Annotated in this window: 21 protein-coding genes; 8 read left to right on the top strand and 13 right to left on the bottom strand. The window is 40.7% G+C overall.

Annotated features, from left to right (window positions below):
* Positions 1 to 38 precede the first annotated feature (38 nt).
* Positions 39 to 968, bottom strand: coding sequence for an RluA family pseudouridine synthase (locus SULAR_RS08410; protein WP_008245002.1), 930 nt, complete (start codon positions 966 to 968; stop codon positions 39 to 41).
* A gap of 138 nt (positions 969 to 1,106) precedes the next feature.
* Between SULAR_RS08410 and purB the strand changes: the two genes are divergently transcribed.
* The 6 genes from purB to SULAR_RS08375 all read left to right on the top strand — a co-directional run bounded on the left by purB (position 1,107) and on the right by SULAR_RS08375 (position 9,276).
* A complete protein-coding gene (purB, locus tag SULAR_RS08405) occupies positions 1,107 to 2,435 on the top strand; it encodes an adenylosuccinate lyase (RefSeq protein WP_008244999.1) in 1,329 nt (442 codons plus the stop codon).
* A 265-nt stretch (positions 2,436 to 2,700) separates the two neighbouring features.
* Positions 2,701 to 5,070 (top strand): ribonucleoside-diphosphate reductase subunit alpha, encoded by a 2,370-nt coding sequence (locus SULAR_RS08400; protein ID WP_008244997.1) that lies wholly within the window; start codon positions 2,701 to 2,703, stop codon positions 5,068 to 5,070.
* Between the two features lie 1,230 nt (positions 5,071 to 6,300).
* The gene (locus tag SULAR_RS08390; protein WP_008244992.1) at positions 6,301 to 6,561 is read left to right on the top strand and encodes a hypothetical protein; all 261 of its coding nucleotides are present in this window, start codon (positions 6,301 to 6,303) and stop codon (positions 6,559 to 6,561) included.
* A 229-nt stretch (positions 6,562 to 6,790) separates the two neighbouring features.
* A complete protein-coding gene (locus SULAR_RS08385) occupies positions 6,791 to 7,810 on the top strand; it encodes a ribonucleotide-diphosphate reductase subunit beta (RefSeq protein WP_008244991.1) in 1,020 nt (339 codons plus the stop codon).
* 8 nt (positions 7,811 to 7,818) lie between these two features.
* Positions 7,819 to 8,550, top strand: a complete 732-nt coding sequence (locus SULAR_RS08380) for a carbon-nitrogen hydrolase family protein (RefSeq protein ID WP_008244990.1) — start codon at positions 7,819 to 7,821, stop codon at positions 8,548 to 8,550.
* 90 nt (positions 8,551 to 8,640) lie between these two features.
* Complete coding sequence (locus tag SULAR_RS08375; RefSeq protein WP_008244987.1) at positions 8,641 to 9,276, top strand: protein-L-isoaspartate(D-aspartate) O-methyltransferase; 636 nt, start codon at positions 8,641 to 8,643, stop codon at positions 9,274 to 9,276.
* Positions 9,277 to 9,620: 344 nt separating this feature from the next.
* Here the strand turns inward: SULAR_RS08375 and SULAR_RS11180 are convergent, their stop codons facing one another.
* From SULAR_RS11180 to SULAR_RS08340, 7 genes are all read right to left on the bottom strand, one after another.
* Positions 9,621 to 9,764: a hypothetical protein gene (locus SULAR_RS11180; RefSeq protein WP_155993855.1), complete on the bottom strand. Its 144-nt coding sequence runs from the start codon at positions 9,762 to 9,764 to the stop codon at positions 9,621 to 9,623.
* A 187-nt stretch (positions 9,765 to 9,951) separates the two neighbouring features.
* Positions 9,952 to 10,293, bottom strand: coding sequence for an isoprenylcysteine carboxylmethyltransferase family protein (locus tag SULAR_RS11480; RefSeq protein ID WP_369791779.1), 342 nt, complete (start codon positions 10,291 to 10,293; stop codon positions 9,952 to 9,954).
* 356 nt (positions 10,294 to 10,649) lie between these two features.
* Complete coding sequence (locus SULAR_RS08360) at positions 10,650 to 11,438, bottom strand: MBL fold metallo-hydrolase (RefSeq protein ID WP_008244981.1); 789 nt, start codon at positions 11,436 to 11,438, stop codon at positions 10,650 to 10,652.
* 80 nt (positions 11,439 to 11,518) lie between these two features.
* On the bottom strand, positions 11,519 to 11,797 hold the full coding sequence (locus SULAR_RS08355) for a 2TM domain-containing protein (RefSeq protein ID WP_008244979.1): 279 nt from the start codon (positions 11,795 to 11,797) through the stop codon (positions 11,519 to 11,521).
* A 25-nt stretch (positions 11,798 to 11,822) separates the two neighbouring features.
* Positions 11,823 to 12,113, bottom strand: coding sequence for a hypothetical protein (locus tag SULAR_RS08350; RefSeq protein ID WP_155993853.1), 291 nt, complete (start codon positions 12,111 to 12,113; stop codon positions 11,823 to 11,825).
* 29 nt (positions 12,114 to 12,142) lie between these two features.
* Positions 12,143 to 12,376: a hypothetical protein gene (locus SULAR_RS08345; protein ID WP_008244975.1), complete on the bottom strand. Its 234-nt coding sequence runs from the start codon at positions 12,374 to 12,376 to the stop codon at positions 12,143 to 12,145.
* Positions 12,377 to 12,404: 28 nt separating this feature from the next.
* On the bottom strand, positions 12,405 to 12,764 hold the full coding sequence (locus SULAR_RS08340; RefSeq protein WP_008244973.1) for a GerW family sporulation protein: 360 nt from the start codon (positions 12,762 to 12,764) through the stop codon (positions 12,405 to 12,407).
* Between the two features lie 232 nt (positions 12,765 to 12,996).
* Here SULAR_RS08340 and SULAR_RS08335 point away from each other — a divergent pair, with 232 nt between their 5' ends.
* Both SULAR_RS08335 and SULAR_RS08330 read left to right on the top strand, forming a co-directional pair.
* Positions 12,997 to 13,644 carry a DUF3972 domain-containing protein gene (locus SULAR_RS08335; protein WP_008244971.1) on the top strand — a complete coding sequence of 216 codons (648 nt, stop codon included), beginning with the start codon at positions 12,997 to 12,999 and terminating at the stop codon, positions 13,642 to 13,644.
* Positions 13,644 to 14,738, top strand: coding sequence for a calcium:proton antiporter (locus SULAR_RS08330; RefSeq protein WP_008244969.1), 1,095 nt, complete (start codon positions 13,644 to 13,646; stop codon positions 14,736 to 14,738). The genes SULAR_RS08335 and SULAR_RS08330 overlap by 1 nt, the downstream gene beginning before the upstream one ends.
* Positions 14,739 to 14,754: 16 nt before the next feature.
* Here the strand turns inward: SULAR_RS08330 and SULAR_RS08325 are convergent, their stop codons facing one another.
* Genes SULAR_RS08325 through SULAR_RS08305 form a run of 5 tightly spaced genes read right to left on the bottom strand, consistent with a single transcriptional unit; the run spans position 14,755 to position 20,092 of the window.
* On the bottom strand, positions 14,755 to 15,582 hold the full coding sequence (locus SULAR_RS08325; protein WP_008244968.1) for a DUF58 domain-containing protein: 828 nt from the start codon (positions 15,580 to 15,582) through the stop codon (positions 14,755 to 14,757).
* The gene (locus tag SULAR_RS08320; protein WP_008244967.1) at positions 15,582 to 16,529 is read right to left on the bottom strand and encodes a MoxR family ATPase; all 948 of its coding nucleotides are present in this window, start codon (positions 16,527 to 16,529) and stop codon (positions 15,582 to 15,584) included. The genes SULAR_RS08325 and SULAR_RS08320 overlap by 1 nt, the downstream gene beginning before the upstream one ends.
* The gene (locus tag SULAR_RS08315) at positions 16,526 to 17,671 is read right to left on the bottom strand and encodes a BatD family protein (protein ID WP_008244966.1); all 1,146 of its coding nucleotides are present in this window, start codon (positions 17,669 to 17,671) and stop codon (positions 16,526 to 16,528) included. Before SULAR_RS08315 ends, SULAR_RS08320 begins: the two co-directional genes overlap by 4 nt.
* Positions 17,652 to 19,187, bottom strand: coding sequence for a VWA domain-containing protein (locus SULAR_RS08310; RefSeq protein WP_008244964.1), 1,536 nt, complete (start codon positions 19,185 to 19,187; stop codon positions 17,652 to 17,654). The genes SULAR_RS08315 and SULAR_RS08310 overlap by 20 nt, the downstream gene beginning before the upstream one ends.
* A complete protein-coding gene (locus SULAR_RS08305; RefSeq protein ID WP_051002503.1) occupies positions 19,184 to 20,092 on the bottom strand; it encodes a VWA domain-containing protein in 909 nt (302 codons plus the stop codon). The genes SULAR_RS08310 and SULAR_RS08305 overlap by 4 nt, the downstream gene beginning before the upstream one ends.
* Positions 20,093 to 20,136 lie beyond the last annotated feature (44 nt).

Here is a 20,136-nt window from a genome sequence, read left to right as displayed (position 1 = left end):
TATGACTCCAGGAGTGATGAGGAGAAATAGTTTTCTCCCTATTTTGTATTAAATACCCTTCTTTCTTTCTTGCAGATCAGATCTTTCATCTGAGCAAAATCACTTTTACTCTCTATATGAAATTTAGCACCCATATTAAAGGTCAAACTGTGGGCATGAAGCATCAGTCTGCTTGCTCCCGTTTCTCTCATACGATCTTCCGGACTGAGTATTTCTTCGAGGTAATCATTGGCAGTTTTGAAGGTGGTTCCGTAAAGTGGATCACCCAAAATAGGATGTTTCACGTGAAACAAATGGACCCTTATCTGATGGGTTCTTCCCGTATGAGGATAACAGGCTACAAGTGTAGCATCAAGTGTTTCATCATACTCTAGAGGGATAAAGTCTGTATGTGAAGCTTTCCCCTCTTCAGAGATAAAGACTTTGTGTTTGCTTTGGCTGTAGTCATTGTTGACCTTGATACGTTCTTTCGAAGAGAAGGGTTCTGTGAGTTTTCCATCGACCCATGCAAGGTAGGATTTTTGAATATTTCTAGCTTCAAAGGCACTTTTTAGGAAGGACTCGGAGTGCTTATGCTTGCTTGCCAAAAGCAATCCGGATGTTTCCATATCTATACGGTGTACAGCATTGGCATCATCACCGGCAATAGTTCGGATTTCATCGAGTAAAGAGTAGGGGGTAGCCATGGTATTGGGGTGGACCAATACACCGGAGTACTTTTCAAAGACCATAAAGTCCTTGGTATGAAAGAGAGGAGGGTTCCCTTGTGATGTAGGTTTAAAATAGACCACTTCCACTTCACCCTCTATATGCTCTCCGGAACGGAAAAAAGAGTTTTTTCCGATCAGTAATCTTCCTTTGGAGATGACACGTTGGGCTTGTCCTTGTGACATATTAAAGGTACGCATGATAAATACAAATGCAGGCATTTTCTCTGCTACTGTAAATTTCTCTTTGACAAATGGCATCTCTGCTTCACCTTTATATAACTGCTATTTTGGTAGAATTCTAGCATAAAAAATTTGTTTCTATATTGTATTGAAATATCTATTCCCACAGAGATCACGGGAACGAAGGTTGCAATGTAAAACACCAAGGAAAAGAAAATGGTTGAAAGATATTCAAGAGAAGAGATGACAAAACATTGGACACAACATGCAAGATATGCAGCATGGCTTGAGGTTGAAAAAGCCGCTGTGAAAGCATGGAATAAACTGGGACTTATTCCTGATGATGATTGCGAAAAGATCGTGAAGAATGCTACCTTCTCAGTAGAGAGAATAGAAGAGATAGAAGCGATTACAAAACATGACCTGATCGCTTTTAATACCAGTGTCAGTGAAAGTCTTGGAGAGGAGTCTAGATGGTTCCATTATGGTATGACATCTTCAGATGCAGTAGATACAGGTGTTGCCCTGCAAATGAAAGCATCTTTGGAGATCATTATTGCTGACGTTAAGATGCTTATGGAGTCTATCAAGAAACGTGCAGAAGAACATAAAATGACTCTCATGGTGGGAAGAAGTCATGGTATCCATGGTGAGCCTATTACCTTTGGGTTGACTTTGGCAGTATGGTATGATGAGATGGCAAGACATCTTAAGAACCTTGAAGAGACGATGGAAGTGATCGCTGTAGGTCAGATCTCTGGTGCTATGGGTAACTTTGCACATGCACCACTTGAACTTGAAGAGTTGGCCATGGCTGAACTGGGTTTGAAACCTGAGCCTTGTTCAAACCAAGTCGTGCATAGAGACAGATATGCAAGATTGGCAACTGCTTTGGCACTGATGGCTTCTTCTGTGGAAAAATTCGCAGTACAGGTCAGACACTTGCAAAGAACAGAAGTGTATGAAGCTGAAGAGTATTTTGCAAAAGGACAAAAAGGATCTTCTGCGATGCCACATAAAAGAAACCCGATCCTTACGGAAAATATCACGGGTCTTGCAAGAATGATCAGAGCCTATGCTGCTCCGGCTATGGAGAATGTAGCGCTTTGGCATGAAAGAGATATCTCTCACTCATCTACTGAGAGATTTTGGCTTCCAGATGCGTTTATCACTTCAGACTTTATGCTGCACAGAATGAACAGTGTCATTGCAAACCTTACAGTTATGCCTGAGAACATGATGAAGAACCTTAACTTGACTGGTGGGTTGGTTTTCTCTCAAAGAGTATTGCTTGAGCTTCCTAAAGCGGGTGTAAGTAGAGAAGACGCCTATAAGATCGTTCAAAGAAATGCAATGAAAGTATGGGAAGAGATCCAACAAGGCAAACCAACGACCAATGATGAAGGTGAATCTTTATACCTGGGACACTTACTTGCAGATGAAGAGTTAAGATCTAAACTTTCAGAAGTGCAGATAAGAGAGTGTTTTAATTATGATTACTACACTAAAAATGTAGATGCTATTTTTAAAAGAGTCTTTAAATAAATAGATCATATCGTGGGCACTTCGTCCACGGTAAATAGAGATAGATACTATCGCTTTTTCGACCTTTCCCCTACTATAAATACCCCTTATACTTTTTGCAAACTCCCTGCCAGAGAGCCTTTTAAATGCTATCACCAAATCTTATAAAAAAGATGCCTAAAAATGATACAACTTTTCAAAAATACACAAGGTAAATTTGAGTAAAATCGGATTAATCAATGTCATAAAAAACGATGACAAAGCAACACAAAAGGACAGGGAAAAGATGATCAGAGTTGTTAAACGAAATGGTAGAGTAGAGACCTTAGATGTAGGAAAAATTCAGAAGTATACAGCCGCAGCAGTAGAGGGACTTGTGCGGGTAAGTCAAAGTGAACTTGAGGTAGACGCCAAGCTACAATTTCGTGATATGATCTCTTCTCAAGAGATACAGCAAACACTGATTAAAACGGCAGTTGACAAGATAGATATTGACAGACCGGACTGGACGTTTGTTGCCGCTAGACTTTTTCTTTACGATCTCTACCATAGAGTAACGGGTTTTACAGGGTATAACCATCTGCGTGAACATTTTGAACGTGGAGAGAAAGAAGGACGTGTCGTTCTTGGACTTAAAGACAAATATGACCTTGACGACCTTAACGATTACATTAAGCCTGAGCGTGATCTTCAGTTCAACTACTTGGGTATTCGTACACTCTATGACAGATATCTTTTAAAAGACCGTAACGGAACACCTATTGAGCTGCCTCAGCAACTCTTTATGGGTGTGGCTATGTTCCTGGCACAAAATGAGTTTGACTGTCAAACATGGGCAAAAAAGTTTTATGACATTTTGAGTAAATTTGAAGTGATGGCGGCAACACCAACACTCTCTAATGCAAGAACACCGAGACACCAACTGAGCTCATGTTACATCGGTTCAACACCAGATAATATTGAAGGTATCTTTGACGGATACAAAGAGATGGCATTGCTTTCTAAATTCGGTGGTGGGATCGGTTGGGACTGGTCACTGGTCCGTGGTATGGGTTCATATATCGATGGTCATAAGCATGCTGCAGGCGGTATCGTACCTTTCCTCAAGATAGCCAATGATGTTGCCATTGCGGTTGACCAGCTTGGTACACGTAAAGGGGCTATCGCTGTTTACATAGAGCCGTGGCATGTTGACGTACGTGACTTCCTTGACTTGAAAAAGAACTCTGGTGAAGAGCGACGTAGAGCACATGACCTCTTCCCTGCGATCTGGCTCAATGACCTCTTTATGAAAAGGGTAGAAGCAGATGAGATGTGGACGCTCTTTGATCCATTTGAAGTGACAGAGTTGACAACACTTTACGGTGAAGCGTTCGAAGCACGCTATATAGAGCTTGAAAATTCGGATGATAAGATCACTAGGGAGAGAATTTCTGCGAAAAGCCTTTGGAAAGAGATGCTGAGATCTTACTTTGAAACAGGAAACCCGTTCCTTACATTTAAAGATACAGCCAACAGAGCAAACCCTAACAAGCATGCAGGTATTATCAGAAGTACAAACCTCTGTACGGAGATTTTCCAAAACACTGCGCCGAACACCTATAAAACTCGTTTCACATTCGAGGATGGAACGACTGCAGCCTATGATGAAGATGAGATGCTCACTGTAGACAACGGAACAACTAAACCGGCTAAAAAGGTGACAGCACTTGACAGCCTTAATGGTAAGCAGATATGGATCGTTGACAAAGAGAAAACGGATGGTGATACAGCGGTATGTAACCTTGCTTCTGTCAACCTTGCCAAAGTCAATACAAAAGAAGATATGGAGCGTGTTGTTCCTACGGCGATCCGTATGCTTGACAATGTGATAGACCTGAACTTCTACCCTTTGGCAAAAGTAAAGAAGACCAATGAAAAGTCAAGATCTATCGGTCTAGGTGTGATGGGTGAGTCACAAATGCTTGCAGAACATCAGATAGAGTGGGGAAGTCATGACCACTTTACGAAGATAGATGAAGTGATGGAGTCATTCTCTTATTATGCCATTGAATCATCGAGTAATTTGGCATTAGAGAAAGGATGTTATCCGAACTTTGAGGGTTCAGACTGGTCCAAAGGTATTTTCCCTATTGATAAAGCCAATGAGAATGCATGTAAACTTGTTGACAGAGGCGGTCTCTTTGGATATACCCATGACTGGCAGGGGCTGAAAGAAAAGGTGAAATCAGACGGTATGAGAAACGGTTACCTGATGGCTATCGCACCGACAAGTTCTATCTCTATTTTGACAGGTACAACACAAGCGATCGAACCGGTCTATAAAAGAAAGTGGTTTGAAGAAAACCTTTCCGGACTTATCCCCGTTGTTGCACCGAATCTGACTGCAGACACTTGGCAGTACTATACGCCTAGTTATGATCTTGATCAGAACCTTCTTGTCAAAGCAGGAGCGATCAGACAAAAATGGTTAGACCAGGGACAGAGTCTGAATATCTTTATTACGCTGGATAAAGCAAGCGGTAAATACCTCAATGAGATTTATATGAATGCCTGGAAGTTTGGATTGAAGTCTACCTACTATCTAAGATCTCAGTCTCCTGAATCTTCCAATGATGTTGAAGATAGATCTATGGAATGTGTCGGTTGTCAGTAATGACAAGTATGAATATACTAGATGCATCCATACTATTTTCGAGAGCCGAGAATGTAAGAACACAGTTAGATTACATTTCCGGACATAGCGTTATGTCGGAAAAGGATCGAAAGTGGGTTGATTATCTAATCAGAACACTGGATAAAATATATATGTCTGCTAATACTCGAGAGCATAGACAACATTTGCAAGATTTTCTATTAATGAATAGTGATAATATTTATAAAAAATATGTGGAGCTCTCTAACGTATTTTTGACGAATAATGACTACTATGAACTAAAATAAGATCTATGATTTTATTTTAGTTCGTAAGTTACCTTTATGAATAGGTTTTATGCTCTTTCTTTAAAATCCAAACTACTTTACATTTCTCAACTTATTTACAATATAAATTTCTAAATTTCTATATCAGTACCAGAATGATGAATGAAAAAGTACATGAAACCTTTAAAATACTCATAATCCTATCTAATTCAAAGAATAATCCACTTTAAACCATTTTTTAACCTTAGGTATGAAAAAAATAAAAAAGACGCTTATTTTAGGCAGAAAAAATTGGGCAAATTGGCGATGAAATAATTATTTTTTGATCATCTATAAATTTCACATTCATTACACACAAGAAGAGTATCATAGCAGCATGAAAACCACTGAGGTTCCTCCTCCCTCCCTTTTATAAGCCTCGATGGTTTTCTGATAGCTTTTGGTTTTATATGGTATTCACATAGACTGTGGGATACTCTCCTTTAAGTGAGTTCGAAACATACTAAAGCTATCTTGTCTCAAATCCTCAGCCAAACAAAAATGGCAGTGTAGATATAGAAATCATTCTCTTTCAGGTATTAGTAAACACACTTCATACTTACTTCATACAATGAAGTTATACTCACGCTATGAAAGTCATGAAGGATTCTTATCCCTTTTTGATACTTCAGGCTTTCTAGGTAGCTTTTCACTTTGTATGCATCATTACTTTCCCTTGATAGATGCATCTCCTTTTTTCAAATATACTTCCCAATGAAAAGTTACCTTTTTAGATACGCTTATATATATTCATATAAATGGGATCATTTACGATAAAAATGCCAGCATTATTTTTTTATAAAAATTAAGATTTTTTTTAGCTTAAAATCTCAAATTTTGACATATAATTCCAATATGGATAGAAAGATAAAACTTCCAGAGAAGCTGTTTATATGGCAGTGATTTAAAATGAGGAGAGGGTAGGATGACCTTCCAAGAGATTGAGTTTGCTTTGAAAGTAAACGGGGTTGGAAAAGAGGATATGCAAACGCTTATGGATTATTGTAGAACGAAAGGCACAGATTATCCAAAACTTGACGAGATGCTTGTCGGGATGGGATATGATAAGGTCTTTACGGATGAATTTTTCGGATGGGCGGATGCAGATGACGAATACTATGATGATGACGACTATGATCATGATTATTTGGAACGAACCCCACATAAACATAAATGGGATGACTAAACCCTCCTGTGTAAATGTTTATGTGTCTTAGGGCATTTCTTCAGACCTTTGGTACCTCACCGTCACCGACGTAGACAGTAGATGTTGAGGGTCTGACCAGTGCAAGCTCAAACACTCATTTGGGTTTGTTTTTTTATCAATCATTCATCGACTTATTCTTACTAAATCATCAGCCAAAATGTGTATAATGTTTTAAAATAATAGATGAATAAATTATCAAGGTGGACAGATGGAACGAAAAAGAATATACAATCCTGATTCAGAAGAAAAAACAGGTGAACGTAAGATATTTGGTGGTGATCCTACAGGGATATTTGAACTCAATGACATCAAATACCAATGGGCCTATAATCTATGGGAGATGATGCTGAACAACACGTGGTTCCCTAAAGAAGTGGATATGACCCGTGATGTCAATGACTATAAAAATCTTACAGATGCAGAGAAGTCAGCGTATGATAAAGTACTGGCACAGCTTATTTTTATGGACTCACTTCAGACCAACAATATTATGGATAATATCAACCCATTCATTACATCTCCAGAAGTCAATCTTATCTTGGTAAGACAGGCATTTGAAGAAGCATTACACTCCCAAAGTTATGCTGTGATGGTAGACAGTATATCGACAAATTCAAAAGAGATCTATGAGCTCTGGAGAAGAGATATGATGCTCAAAACTAAAAATGATGCCATAGCAAAGGTGTATGAAGAGCTTACAGCCAATCCTACAGATACCAATATCGTAAAAGCGATGTTCGCCAATCAGATTCTTGAGGGTATCTATTTCTATAGTGGATTTGCCTACCTCTATACGCTTGCTCGTTCAGATAAAATGCTTGGAACAGCTCAGATGATACGTTTTATTCAAAGAGATGAGGTAACACACCTTCTTCTGTTCCAGAACATGATCAACTCTACAAGAAAAGAGAGACCGGAACTTTTTACCAAAGAGCTGATTGATGAAGTGTATGAAATGTTCAGATCCGCAGTAAAACTTGAGTGTGAATGGGGAGCCTATATCACGCAAGGACAAATCCTGGGGCTTACAGATGATATCATCACACAGTATATTCAATATCTTGCTGACAAAAGGCTACATGCTGTAGGTCTTGAAAAAATCTATAATGTGGAACATCCTATTAAATGGGTAGATAACTTTTCACAGTTTAATGATCAAAAAACGAACTTCTTTGAAGGGAATGTAACAAACTACTCCAAAGGAAGTCTGGATTTGGATGACTTTTAGGTCTTCAGATGTTGATCTTGCCTAAAACCATGGAAGTTGTGACGTTACAGCTTCCTTCTTACAAACGGTATCAGGAAAACCTGGATACACTGCTTTACCATCTAAAAGAACATCAAGATAAGCATATTGTCGTGGCACCGGAAGTCTTTTTGACCGGATTTGATTATGAACATATGGCCACAGCTGCAAAATTTTCTGCCAATGCATTAAAAACACTGAAAAAAGAGGTGAATGAACAGATCGTAGTCTTCACACTTATACTTGAAGAGGGTGAGCATTTTATCAATCAGGCAGTGGTGATCCATAAGCATAAGATCGTACATCGACAGGAGAAGGTGAAACTCTTTAAATTGGGAGATGAGGATCTCTATTTCCTCGAAGGGAAAAAGAAGAAGATCAAACCTTTTGAGATTGATGGGGTGAAGTATGCGATACTGATATGTTTTGAGTTACGGTTTAAAGAGTTATGGGCACAGGTAGAAGGAGCAGATGTGGTGTTTGTCCCCTCTAGATGGGGAAAACAGCGTAAAACACACCTGGAAGTGCTCTCACGTGCTTTGGCGGTGATGAACCAATGTTATGTTGTCGTCTCAAACTCTTGTGATGAAGATATGGCAAGTTCCTCCTCCATTATCTCACCTACTGGGGAGGTTACAATGAATGATGGGTTGGAAGCAGTAGAGGGACGCATAGACTTCAGAGAGATCAAAAAAATGCGTCGCTATATAGTAATGGATTAGAAAACCCGGTCTCCGGAATAAGCGAAAAAGCCTTTTTAACTAGATTTTAGGTAGAATTTCTGCATTATTTGGGATGAGGGACTTGAATTGATGATAAAAGAGAGACAGCGACAAAATCTTGTGGCAGAGATAGAAAAACACTTTGCATTGGATACGCATGTCAGAGAAGCATTTTTAGCTGTTGACAGAGAGACCTTTGTCCCTTCACAATTTAAACACCTTGCTTACCAGCTTGAAGCCCTCCCTTTAGCGGCAAGCCAGTGGATATCCTCACCTCTAACCGTTGCTAAAATGACACAACACTTGGAGCTCGAAGGTGTTGACTCCGTGCTTGAGATCGGCTGTGGAAGTGGGTATCAAGCAGCGATACTCAGTAAGATCTGTCGTCGTGTCTTCACCATAGAGCGTATCGATGAGCTTCTTAAAGAGGCAAAAAACCGTTTTTCTACACTGGAAATGCACAATATCATTACACGTTTTGATGACGGGCAAAGAGGATGGAAGCAGTATGCTCCATTTGAGCGTATACTCTTTTCGGCAACAGCCAAAGAGATACCGGAAGTGCTTTTTGAACAATTGGCTGAAGGCGGTATAATGGTGGCCCCGGTGGAAGAGGCAGAAAATTATCATATTATCACACGATACTATAAGAAAAACGGCCGTATCACTTCTGAAACGATCGAACAGTGTCTCTTTGTCCCCGTACTCGACGGGACACAAAAGTAAATTAACTGTTTTTACTTTATTTATAAACCTCTAACAATATACAAATCTCTTAACTAATACATATAAACTCAAAAAATCATATTCCTTATAAAATATGTTAGATTATAAGGTTTTCATTTTTTACATATAATCTATTAATGTGGTACCTTTACACTTTAGCACCAAGGAAAGCAAGAATGATATAACCTATACTGGAAGCCCATTAAACAATAACGGTTAGCAGGTAAGTGTGAAGTTATATATTTATGTAGACTAAGAGAAAATAAAAAAAGGCATACCCTAGCTTTAGGATACGCCTTGCTTTTTCTTATCCAAAATATATTAATATAATGAACTAGTCTATGTTACATTCCACCAAGCAGTGCATCCCAGTGTCCAGAATTATCTGGTATTCCTGTGCCGGCTTGATCTACTGGTGCAGGATGATGTGCCATAGCGCTTGAAGCTAAACCGATTGTTAGAAGTAAGATTGCTGTTAATTTTTTCATTATAAATCCTTTTAATTTTTTTGTAATGCTTATCTGATATTCAAATCAGAAACGCTTTATCCAAATTCAGATGAAGTATAAAATAGAAGTGTGAAACTAGTGTGAAGAGAAAACCTTATAAAATATATAAATTCATAAGGTTTCATTTCAGTAAATAATGTCAGTTCTTGCAAATTCTTCCTGATACTCACCAGATCCCTGGAATTAGTCGGTAAACTGTTTGTTTAGCATACTTTGAATAGCCTTCTAGTTCAGTGTGTAATGTATGATCTTCGAGGTAAGTTCGAACAATCAACAACATCGTCAAAAATAATGAAAGAATTAATGTCAACCGAGACCCAAGTGCTAAGGGAACAGCGAACAGTAAAATGATTGTTACAGTATACATGGGGTGACGGACATAAGCGTAAGGGCCGGTACTGATCACTTTATGGACACGATCCTTATCAATTTTTACTACCTGTGATAGATAAGTGTTCTCACGCATTATCCAAATTAGAAGTACAAAGCAGGGTACATGTACAAACATTGCAGTAATTCTTATCCATAACGGTAAAGGTTCACTCCACGCATAACGCATAACATCAAAACCGGGAAGTAGATAAAGACCAATACCTACAATAAAAAAAAGAAGCATTAAGACCTTATCCCAAACCTTTTGATCCTTATAGAGGTACGAGCTTCAATCGTTCTACAAGTAAAGCAGGATCATTGCGTAATAAGTAAGTCGTTGTGGCAACTCCATAGATAGACCAGAGTCCAACCAATATCCAGGCTTCCCACCATATAAAGGTACCAGCTGGCCACATCAAACCAACGGCAAATAAAATCATCCGGACAACAAAACTCAACCAGATCATGATAGGATTTTGTTTATTTATCATTTTACAACTCGACTGAGTCACCCATTCTGAGAATTACACACTCAGTGCCCAGTTTCTCCACTTCCCTTTTAAAAAGTTGGTCATCTGTCACAGCCATTTTTTTGATCCACAAAAAAGGGACATTATAGTGACATGGGATAACGATCTTTGGAGCTATCAACTTGACTGCTTCAATAGCATCATGTATATCCATCGTCCATGTATTATTGCCCAGACCTCCGATGGGTAGCATAAGGACATCAGGTTTTAATCCTTCCCATTCTTTTAAAAGTAGTGTATCTCCGAGATTCACAATACTCTTATTACCAATGGTGATTTTAAACCCCATAGATCCAATACCTGTTCTCTCACCGAGACCTGGTTGTTTTTTTATCTTAAATCCTAAAATGGGAATGGATATCTGGCCATGCACGGTTTTGATAGCTTCTATCTTGACATCATTTAAAGTAACTGATTCTCCAACATCCAAAGGATAAAGGTTTTCATATGTAATCCAAGATGTTAATTCTCTGCCTCGTGGGTCTATCACAAGAGTTTTTCCATTTTCGATTTTAGTGAGTCCCTTACCACAGATAACGGGAGCACCGGAGACTTTTGCTACTCTATCGGACTGCCAGTGATGATCGGGGTCTCCATGGGTGATCAGGATATGCGTGATATCGTGCCACTCTGACTGTGGAATCAGACTTTGGAGTTTAAATATCCAGAGGTTTTGTCCGGGATCGATAGCGATTTTTGTACTGCCATCCTCTATTAAAAATGCGTTATAGAGATAGTGCGTGATCTTCATTGATTAACCTTTTTATATCTAATCTAAATACTCTATTGATAACATTTCGTTTTAATTTGACTATCAGATGGATGTTGCATTTATTTCTTCTTTAAGGCTTCTCTCTTCATCTCTTTTTCAATCATTTTCTCTGTGAGAGATGGTCTTCCAGAAAAAACAAAGACTCCCAAAGCATGAAAAAATACACCGATGCCCCATCCCATGAGTGGCCACTTGAACCATAGGTATTGGGTGGATGAACTTAGGTTTATAACAATAAGTAAAATTGATACAGCTATGTAAACCGATAAATGAATGTAAAATCCAAATTTTGCTTCTGCTCTTTTTTTAGCTTTTTGATAAGCTTCTTGATGTTCCATTGTGTCTCCTTTGTCATGACTGTGACTACTTGATCAGAGCATTTTTTATAACACGTATTGTTGCCCCTGAAAAAATAAAAGCTAGAATATAACCTAATATCCGAATCGGAAAAATACGAACCTCTGCTTTACAATAGCCTTCAAGGACGGCTTCTTGAAAATCTGCACTGAGTGTTGCATTGTTCCAGGGAAGTAGCATAGGCTGCAGTAAGCCTAAAAGCATTCCGGTATCTGCTGGATCACCCAGTCCAAAGTGCCAATGCATGCGTAAATCTTTGATCTGTAAATCGTGAAAAAGATCCCGGACAAGCCTCATCAGTCGCTTTATAAATCTTTTGCTTTCTCTCAATGACACCAGATGCAGATTTTTTTCTTTTTTTTCTTTTTTGGTAATGTTCTTTTTCTTGTTTTCTGATTCTGCTTGGCCATATCGATAGTAATAAGACCAAACAGTAGACACAGTTCTGCCCGGTACTCTAATGCTTCATCTCTTTTCAGATAGAATTCCAGATCAACAGGGATAGAAAGCAAAATCAGAACAAAGAGCAGAAAGCCGATCAAAATTGCTATGATCTCCATCCTTTCTCCAATCACATATTAGTATATGCTATTTGTCTTTTTCCTGCTTCTCTTGCATCGCTTTACCGATAGCTTCGCCTATATGTTCGAATGCCGAAGCCATACCGCTTTTGATAGACTCAACCCTTACGTCACCGTCTTTGTTAATGATCACGAGGGCAACCGGCCTAATACCGCCGCCACCTCCAGTACCGGCTCCAATTCCCTCTTCGTCACTTTTTTTGCACTTTCCGGTACCACCTCCGGCACCAAAACCAAATCCGATACTGATCAGTGGAATAAGTGTATTGCCCTCTATGACAATCGGTTCTCCTACGACTGTTTTAGTATCCAGTACTCTTTCCAGTTCCTCCAACGAGGTTTTTAATACATCTTTCACATGTTCCATCATGGTATCCTTTGTGTTGTATCATGTATGTTGTCTGTTATAATTCCAGACTCTATTGTTGTTTCATGGACCTTTATAAAGTATAGTGAACATCGCTTAACAGATAATAAACAAACCACAATTGAAATAGTTACTTTCTGAAAGAAGTTGGGCATCTCATATCTTTTATTCTCCCTGTAAGCCTTTCATAAAACTTATGCTATCATTTACAAAACTGTAAATAGGGGAGAGTATGGAAAAGTTGATGAAGCCTGCTGAGTATGCACAGGAGCTGGGTATCTCACGGCAAGCAGTCTATGCGAAGATCAAGCGGGGAATATTGACAGCAAAAAATGTAGAGGGGAAGCTTTACATTGTGGTTGACAATGAGAGTACAGAAGAGACACCCTCTCGTGAAAAAGAGACAACGGTCATACCTAAGAAGTCAATCTCAACACAAACTACTCTACCTCCTGCAGATGTCAAAGACTATAAAGCATTGCTTAAAGCCAAAGATGAAACGATCTCGGTACTTAAAGGCACCGTCAAAGACCTCAAGAAGTCCAATAAACAGATCTCAACCACACTCAAAGGGGAGATAGATTTGCTCAAAGAGGCATTTTATGAGATGCGTACACTCTATGTCCATCAGTTAGAGCAGAAAAAATCCCAAGAAGCGATAGAAGTGATCTCTGAAGAAGAGAGTATGGATGCTGAAGAAGAGCGCTGGATAGGGCTCAAGAAATTCTTCAAGCAGCACAAAATCACGAATGAGAAAGAACAGGCCAAGATCACAAAACGTTTGAAAAAAGCCTATAGAGCAGGGGATGAACGCATTATGGGCGTAGAGGATAAGCTCAAGTTCAATGCCAATAAAAGCTATAAGGATATCCTGAAATAATGCAACTTCTTAAAGATTTTTCAAAAGAGTATAGCCTCTTTGCCGCGATCATCGCGTATTTTGGCATTACGTTTTTCGAACATACATTAGTAGCATCCACGGTTGGGAACCTTATAGGTTTTTCTGTGTTGTTTGCAGTCATTATCTATGCAGCGATGTCCGTAGCACACCATGCAGAGATGCTGGCTGAAAAATTCGGTGAGCCTTATGGGACGCTGATCCTGACCATCTCTGCCGTGGTAGTAGAGATCGTTATCATTGCCATTATGATGGTACATGAGCATAATCCTGTACTGGCACGTGATACCATCTATGCGGCTATTATGCTGGATATCAATGCCTTACTGGGACTCGCAGCGATCATAGGGGGGATCAAGTATGGTGAACAGCCCTACAATGTGGATTCTTCAAACTCTTATCTCTCGATGCTGCTTGTTGCTATAGGTATCGCGATGGTGGTACCGCACTTTATGGATGCAGCCCATATCGACAATTATATGATGTTCAATGTGGTGATGTTCATACTGCTCTATATCACCTTTACACGTATTCAGGTAGCCTCACACAAATACTTTTTTGAGTATGAACATGAAGCAGAGGAAGTATGTGACGAGGAGGGACACTGTATACCTAACCCGCATAAGATCAACGGATGGTACCACAGTGTGAACTTGGTCGTGGCCATCATTATGATCGGGGTGCTTTCGGAAATTTTGGCCGTATTTATGGGAAATACGATGAAAACCTTCGGACTGCCTCTCTCTATCGCTGCAGTGGGCGTAGCTATTATCTCCGCTGCGCCAGAGCTCATTACTGCGGTGCGTGCGGCATTGGATAACCGTATGCAGACTGTTGTCAATATCGCTTTGGGGGCTTCGCTGGCAACCATACTTTTAACGGTACCTGCTGTGATACTTGTGACACGTTACATGGGTATGGACCTTAACCTTGCTATCACACCGGTGCAAGGGGTGATGCTGGGATTAACCCTGCTTGTGAGTATCGTGAACTTTAATGACGGGGAAACCAACATGCTTGAAGGTTTTCTGCATGTGATCTTGTTTGTGGTGTTTGTCTACTTATTGTTTATCTGAAGCTAAAATATATAGGCTATACAAACAGACCCACCAGTTTGCTTACGGCTTCGTCATCTGTGAATATCTTGACAGAACGGATGTCATAGTGGGCAAAATGTTCACCCAGTCTCTCATCGTTCTCTTTGAGTTTTGCAAGATACTTCTCTATACTTCTTTGGCCAAAATAGGTATCCATCTTTTTGCCATCTTGTGGATGGGAGAGTGTAACTTCACCCAGTTTTTTAGGCACTTCTTCTTCTCTGTCCCGGAGTATCACTGCAATCACTTCGTGTTTTTGCGATAGTAAAGAGAGATCCATCTCTTCTAAAAAGTCACTCAAAATAAACAGAAGTGAAGGTTTGTGCAGTCTTTTGAAAAGGTCCTGGATCGCAGCATTATGGTCCAGGGTAGTATTGAGTACAGACGCACTGTAGAGGGTTTGTGAGAACTGTTCTATGTGATAGAGCTGCTTGGTCGGCGGGGTCGCATGGGTCTGCTCCTGTGTATAGTATATCCCGGTAAAGAGATCATTGTTCTGCTGCGCAGCATAGCCTAGAATGGTGGCTACTTCTGTAAGCTTCTTCTGTTTGGCATTGCCTGAGCCAAAATAGAGGCTGGCATCCATAAAGGCAGCCACAACGACGGAGAGTTCCCGGTTGGCATGCAGCTCTTTGATATACGGACGACCCAACTTTGCCGAGATGGTCCAGTTGATCTTACGGATGTCATCCCCCACCTGGTACTCTCTGAGTTCAGAGAAATCATACCCCTCTCCATAGAGCTTAGAGAGGTTGTGCCCGCTAAGGAGGGTGTATACCTGGTGTCTGGCTTTGAGTTGGAGTGCTTTAAGGGCTGTATGCATTAAGGTATCGGCAATGTCTCAATGATAGCAGTGATGATCTCATCTGCATGTATACCTTTAGCTCTGGCCTCATAGGAGAGTACAATACGGTGACGAAGGACATTGTGTATCACATACCCGATGTCTGCAGGAGTGACAAAGTCATTACCACGCAGAAAGGCTTTAGCTTTGGCTGCCTTGTAAAGGTCTATAGAGGCTCTTGGGCTTGCTCCAAACATAATGTTTTCAGCGATCTCATCTAATCCGAATCTTAGAGGTTCTCTTGTCGCAGTGATGATCTGCACCATATAGCGTTCCAGCTCTTCATCGATGTGGATCTTCCCTATCTCTTCCTGAAGGACGAAGAGATCTTCTACACTCAACACGGTCTCTACTTCCCCAAAACTTTTACTGGCTGCTTTTCGCATGATCTCCAGCTCTTGGGCTTCACTGTTGTGTTGTACGACGATCTTCATCATAAAACGGTCCAGCTGTGCTTCTGGAAGAGCGTAGACCCCTTCTTGTTCTATGGGGTTCTGTGTTGCCATGACCAGAAACGGCCGTTCAAGTTTAAAGGTCTCTTCTGCGATGGTGACCTGTCTCTCCTGCATGACCTCAAGCAGGGCAGATTGCACTTTGGCAGGAGCACGGTTGATCTCGTCCGCTAAGAGGAGGTGTGCAAAGAGCGGACCCTTTTTGATACTGAAGCTATGGTCTTGGGGATTATAGATCTGTGCTCCGATGATATCCGAAGGCAAAAGGTCAGGCGTGAACTGGATACGTTTGGACTCTAATCCCAGGGCACGTGAGAGCGCATTGATCGTTGTGGTCTTTGCAAGTCCAGGTACACCCTCCACAAGGATATGCCCATCACAAAGCAATCCTATGAGTAATCCCTCAACCATCGCTTCCTGACCTATCACAGCTTTGCTTATCTCTTTTTTGAGTGTGCTTATCTTTTCATTCATATCTGTTCTTCTGCCTCTTGTTTAACTTTATTCAAATTGATTTTACCATTTCCATATAAAGAATCTTCTAGTTTCTCTATACTGGAGCTAAAATGCCTGTTGTCTGCTGCGATAAGTACCTGCAGCAATGCTTTTTCATCTTTACAATTCCGTATTTTCTCTACCAAAGGGTGGTGCCCTTTTTGTCTCTTTTTCTTAGTCCATCTCCAGCTAAGCGCACTGATATACCCTGCAATAAATGCTACGATGTAACCCAGAAGTGTACTTAACCAGGACCGCTCTTCCTTTGCAGCCTCCGGTGCATCGACCGTATCAACCAAATCATGGGACTCCACTGGTTCAATGTCAAAATGTTGTGAAGGGATATCAAGTATGTAACCTTTATCTGTTTTAGGATCAAAGGCTTTGAGCACGATAGGTGGGAGGATAAAGCTTTGATCATGCGAAAGTGCCATCGGGTAGGTCACTGTACTTTGTGTTCCTCCTTTGGTCGCTACAGATTTCACAATAGGCTTTTCTGTAAAGCGTGTAAAGTTCCCCTCTTTTGGAAGCAGTGTCTCTACTAGCGGGGGATAACCCTTTCCTTTGATACTCACCTGGAAAGGCAGAGGTTCATAGGCTTTGGCTTGATTTTTTTTGATTTCATAGGTCAAGGCAAAGTTTCCTACAAGCACTGTCCCCTCGGGAAGCGGCTTGACCTGTAGTTGTAAAGGTGGTAGGTCGAAAGGTGTGTCCTTGGTCACCAATTTCTTCACATTGTCTCTGTCTCCGGAGAAACTGTAGGCTAGACTCTCATCAGTTGTTACTTTCTTGATGAGGTCGAATGTAATGTTGATATCTCCAGATCTTAAAGGGTAGATGAGATAGACATAATGTATTTTGGCATCATGATAATGCTCGGTTTTACGGATGTCAAGTCTTTGGAATGTGTAATCTTCACTTTTTTTAATGTCAAAGTTAAAGAGCATAACGACATCATGGTTGGTTTGGTTGAGATCAAGAGTAAGCATAACGGGCTCTTTGACATAAGGCGTCGGTTGATCTACATTAAATGTATAGGTAAAATCTTCTGCCTGAAGTGTAAGAAAGCTCAGAAGAAGAAAGAAAAGATGTAATGAGCTTTTACCAAGGTTGTGTTTCACGTATATATCCTTTATTGATAAGTTCATAGACTTTAGAGCCCAGGGGGTGCTGCTCTTGCTTTCCTGCATCTAAAAGCTTGTTCTTCTCCTGCGCTTTTTTTGTTTGGCTCTCTCCGCCTCCACCACTTCCTGAACTGGGTTCATCTTCACTGTTTGACTCTTTATCATCATCTTCTTGTAATTCACTTTTACTTGAAGAGGAGTCTTGTGATTTAGGGTGGGCGATACCAAGGTCTGCACTCTTCTGGTCACTAAGGAGTGCTACCAGACGTAGATTATGTGCTGCATCTGGATCTTCACCTAACTGTAAGACTTTAGTATAGTACACTTTGGCTTTATCATATGCTTCTTGCATCGCATAGGCATTGCCAATGTTGTAATAGAGCTGTTGCTTTATCTTTGGAGAAGTAGAACGGATAGATTTGTAGGTTTGGATCGCTTTTTTAAAAGTACGCTGTTTGTAGTAGACATTTGCCAGTAGCATTTGACTCTGCAAAGAACGGATCTTTATCTGCTGTATCTGTTTTTTTGTCTCATTAAGATCAGAGGCTTTGTAGTTTTTGTAAGCACGGTTAAGATGGTAGTTGTCAAGCATAGAAGCTTCAGCCTGTACCCCTAGAAGGGTAAAGAGTATGAGCAAGTATTTGACAGCACGTGTATGTACCATAAGGAACAAGAGAAGAGCCAATCCCAAAGGCAGTTGATAGAGCTCGAGGTAATGGCGTTGCATCTTTTCTATACGTTGTGCTTCATTCTCGCTCTCCGTTAATGCATCATTGATCTTCTCTGCGGTTGCTTTGGGTGTATTTGAGGCAGTCAAGTAAGTACCTGAGACAGAGGAAGAGAGTGATTCCAAAAGAGGGTTGACACGTGAAATGACAAGGTTGTCATCTTTGTCTTTGAGCAGGCTCCCGTCCTTGTTTTGGATGGTGGTTCCCTGTGTGGTTCCCAATGCTAAAATCGTTAAAGAGATATCCGAAGTTTGCAGTATTGTTGTCAGGGTTTCAAGATCCTCTTCTTCTCCCCCATCGGTGATAAGTATAAGGTTTTTATGACCCATTTTCATGGTAGCAAGTTTCTTAAAGAGTTTTTCAAGAGAGGTTCCCTTGGTAAGGATGAACTCTGGATTGAGATTTTTAAGAGCAATGTTGATCAGTGCATGATCCGTGGTAGGAGGAGAGAGCAGTAAAGGGTTCGTTGTAAAGGCAATGAGCATGATATTGTCACTCGGATTTTCCTCCAGAAGGGAAGCAATGGTTTCTTTGGCAAAGTCATAACGTGTTGGAATGATGTCCGTAGCTTTCATGGAGTATGAGACATCCAGGGCAATGATAATGTCCTTGGCTTCTATACTTGCTTCCTGGAGGGCCTCTTCTTGGATAGGGCGTGCAAGTGAGAGCACGATAAGCATAAGGATGATGAGATGTACCATCTGTACCAGCTTGCGTGAACCGCTCCATAAGAGTATAGTCAAGGGGATTAGAAACCATAAAAAGCTTGGATAAAGCAGTGTCATTTCTCACTCCTTCTAGTGCCAAGTACCCAGAGTAAAAGCAGAATGAACACCAGTACCAGAGGGTAGAGTATGAGCACTCTTTGGTTGAGGTAGTTTTCACTTCTTATCGCACTTGGTTCCAGGGCATTGATCTCGTCGTAGACCTTGGAAAGGGCTTCTGCAGAAGAGGCGGCATAACTCTTAGCTCCACTTTGTTTAGCGATGGTTTCAAGCAAAGAGACATCATAATCAGATTTTTTCCCTATCCCTATGGTATAGATCTTGATGCCTAACTCTTTGGCTTTACTTACGGCTTCTTTAGGCGAGCTTTGACCTGCATTGTGATATCCGTCTGTAAGCAGGATGATCACTTTGTTTTGTGCCTCACCATAAGAAAGGGTACGGATGGACTGCATGATAGCATCACCCAGGGCCGTACTCTCTCCCGCAAGTCCGACATTGGTCATCTCAAGCAGATACGAGAGTGATTCAAGGTCGTAGGTCAGAGGAGAAGCGGTATAAGCGAAGGTACCAAAGACAACCACCCCCATATTGTCATCAAAGCGTTTTGCTATGAAGTCTTTGGAGAGTTCGGTGGTGATTTCATATTTGGTTTTAAATCGGTCTTTCACATGGAATCCGCTCTGTGCCATAGAACCGCTTGCATCAATAGCCAGGACGAGGTCCCGTCCTTTTTTGTGCTGATCCGAGCTCGCATCATAGACAAAAGGTTTTGCAAGGGCAAAGACCATCAGTGTGAACAGGGCCATTTTCAGCCATGGCTCCCAGCTCAAAAGAGGACTCTGTCGCGTCACCCATGCCAACTTGGGGAAATAGTAGGGTTTACTATACTGTTTACACCAAAGGAAACAGGGTAAGAGTAACAGTAGCGCCAATAGATAAGGTGAACCGAATGTAAAATGCATGGAGGTATTCTAGCACTTCTATGTTTATTTTAGTATAATAGGGC

The sequence above is a fragment of the Sulfurovum sp. AR genome, assembly GCF_000296775.1.
GTDB lineage: Bacteria > Campylobacterota > Campylobacteria > Campylobacterales > Sulfurovaceae > Sulfurovum > Sulfurovum xiamenensis.
This window is presented reverse-complemented; position numbering and strand designations above follow the sequence as displayed.

Coding starts and splice junctions, on each gene's coding strand:
- SULAR_RS08410 (WP_008245002.1), bottom strand. CDS start 968: ATGCCATTTGTCAAAGAGAAATTTACAGTAGCAGAGAAAATGCCTGCA.
- purB (WP_008244999.1), top strand. CDS start 1,107: ATGGTTGAAAGATATTCAAGAGAAGAGATGACAAAACATTGGACACAA.
- SULAR_RS08400 (WP_008244997.1), top strand. CDS start 2,701: ATGATCAGAGTTGTTAAACGAAATGGTAGAGTAGAGACCTTAGATGTA.
- SULAR_RS08390 (WP_008244992.1), top strand. CDS start 6,301: ATGACCTTCCAAGAGATTGAGTTTGCTTTGAAAGTAAACGGGGTTGGA.
- SULAR_RS08385 (WP_008244991.1), top strand. CDS start 6,791: ATGGAACGAAAAAGAATATACAATCCTGATTCAGAAGAAAAAACAGGT.
- SULAR_RS08380 (WP_008244990.1), top strand. CDS start 7,819: ATGTTGATCTTGCCTAAAACCATGGAAGTTGTGACGTTACAGCTTCCT.
- SULAR_RS08375 (WP_008244987.1), top strand. CDS start 8,641: ATGATAAAAGAGAGACAGCGACAAAATCTTGTGGCAGAGATAGAAAAA.
- SULAR_RS11180 (WP_155993855.1), bottom strand. CDS start 9,764: ATGAAAAAATTAACAGCAATCTTACTTCTAACAATCGGTTTAGCTTCA.
- SULAR_RS11480 (WP_369791779.1), bottom strand. CDS start 10,293: ATGTTTGTACATGTACCCTGCTTTGTACTTCTAATTTGGATAATGCGT.
- SULAR_RS08360 (WP_008244981.1), bottom strand. CDS start 11,438: ATGAAGATCACGCACTATCTCTATAACGCATTTTTAATAGAGGATGGC.
- SULAR_RS08355 (WP_008244979.1), bottom strand. CDS start 11,797: ATGGAACATCAAGAAGCTTATCAAAAAGCTAAAAAAAGAGCAGAAGCA.
- SULAR_RS08350 (WP_155993853.1), bottom strand. CDS start 12,113: ATGAGGCTTGTCCGGGATCTTTTTCACGATTTACAGATCAAAGATTTA.
- SULAR_RS08345 (WP_008244975.1), bottom strand. CDS start 12,376: ATGGAGATCATAGCAATTTTGATCGGCTTTCTGCTCTTTGTTCTGATT.
- SULAR_RS08340 (WP_008244973.1), bottom strand. CDS start 12,764: ATGGAACATGTGAAAGATGTATTAAAAACCTCGTTGGAGGAACTGGAA.
- SULAR_RS08335 (WP_008244971.1), top strand. CDS start 12,997: ATGGAAAAGTTGATGAAGCCTGCTGAGTATGCACAGGAGCTGGGTATC.
- SULAR_RS08330 (WP_008244969.1), top strand. CDS start 13,644: ATGCAACTTCTTAAAGATTTTTCAAAAGAGTATAGCCTCTTTGCCGCG.
- SULAR_RS08325 (WP_008244968.1), bottom strand. CDS start 15,582: ATGCATACAGCCCTTAAAGCACTCCAACTCAAAGCCAGACACCAGGTA.
- SULAR_RS08320 (WP_008244967.1), bottom strand. CDS start 16,529: ATGAATGAAAAGATAAGCACACTCAAAAAAGAGATAAGCAAAGCTGTG.
- SULAR_RS08310 (WP_008244964.1), bottom strand. CDS start 19,187: ATGACACTGCTTTATCCAAGCTTTTTATGGTTTCTAATCCCCTTGACT.
- SULAR_RS08305 (WP_051002503.1), bottom strand. CDS start 20,092: ATGCATTTTACATTCGGTTCACCTTATCTATTGGCGCTACTGTTACTC.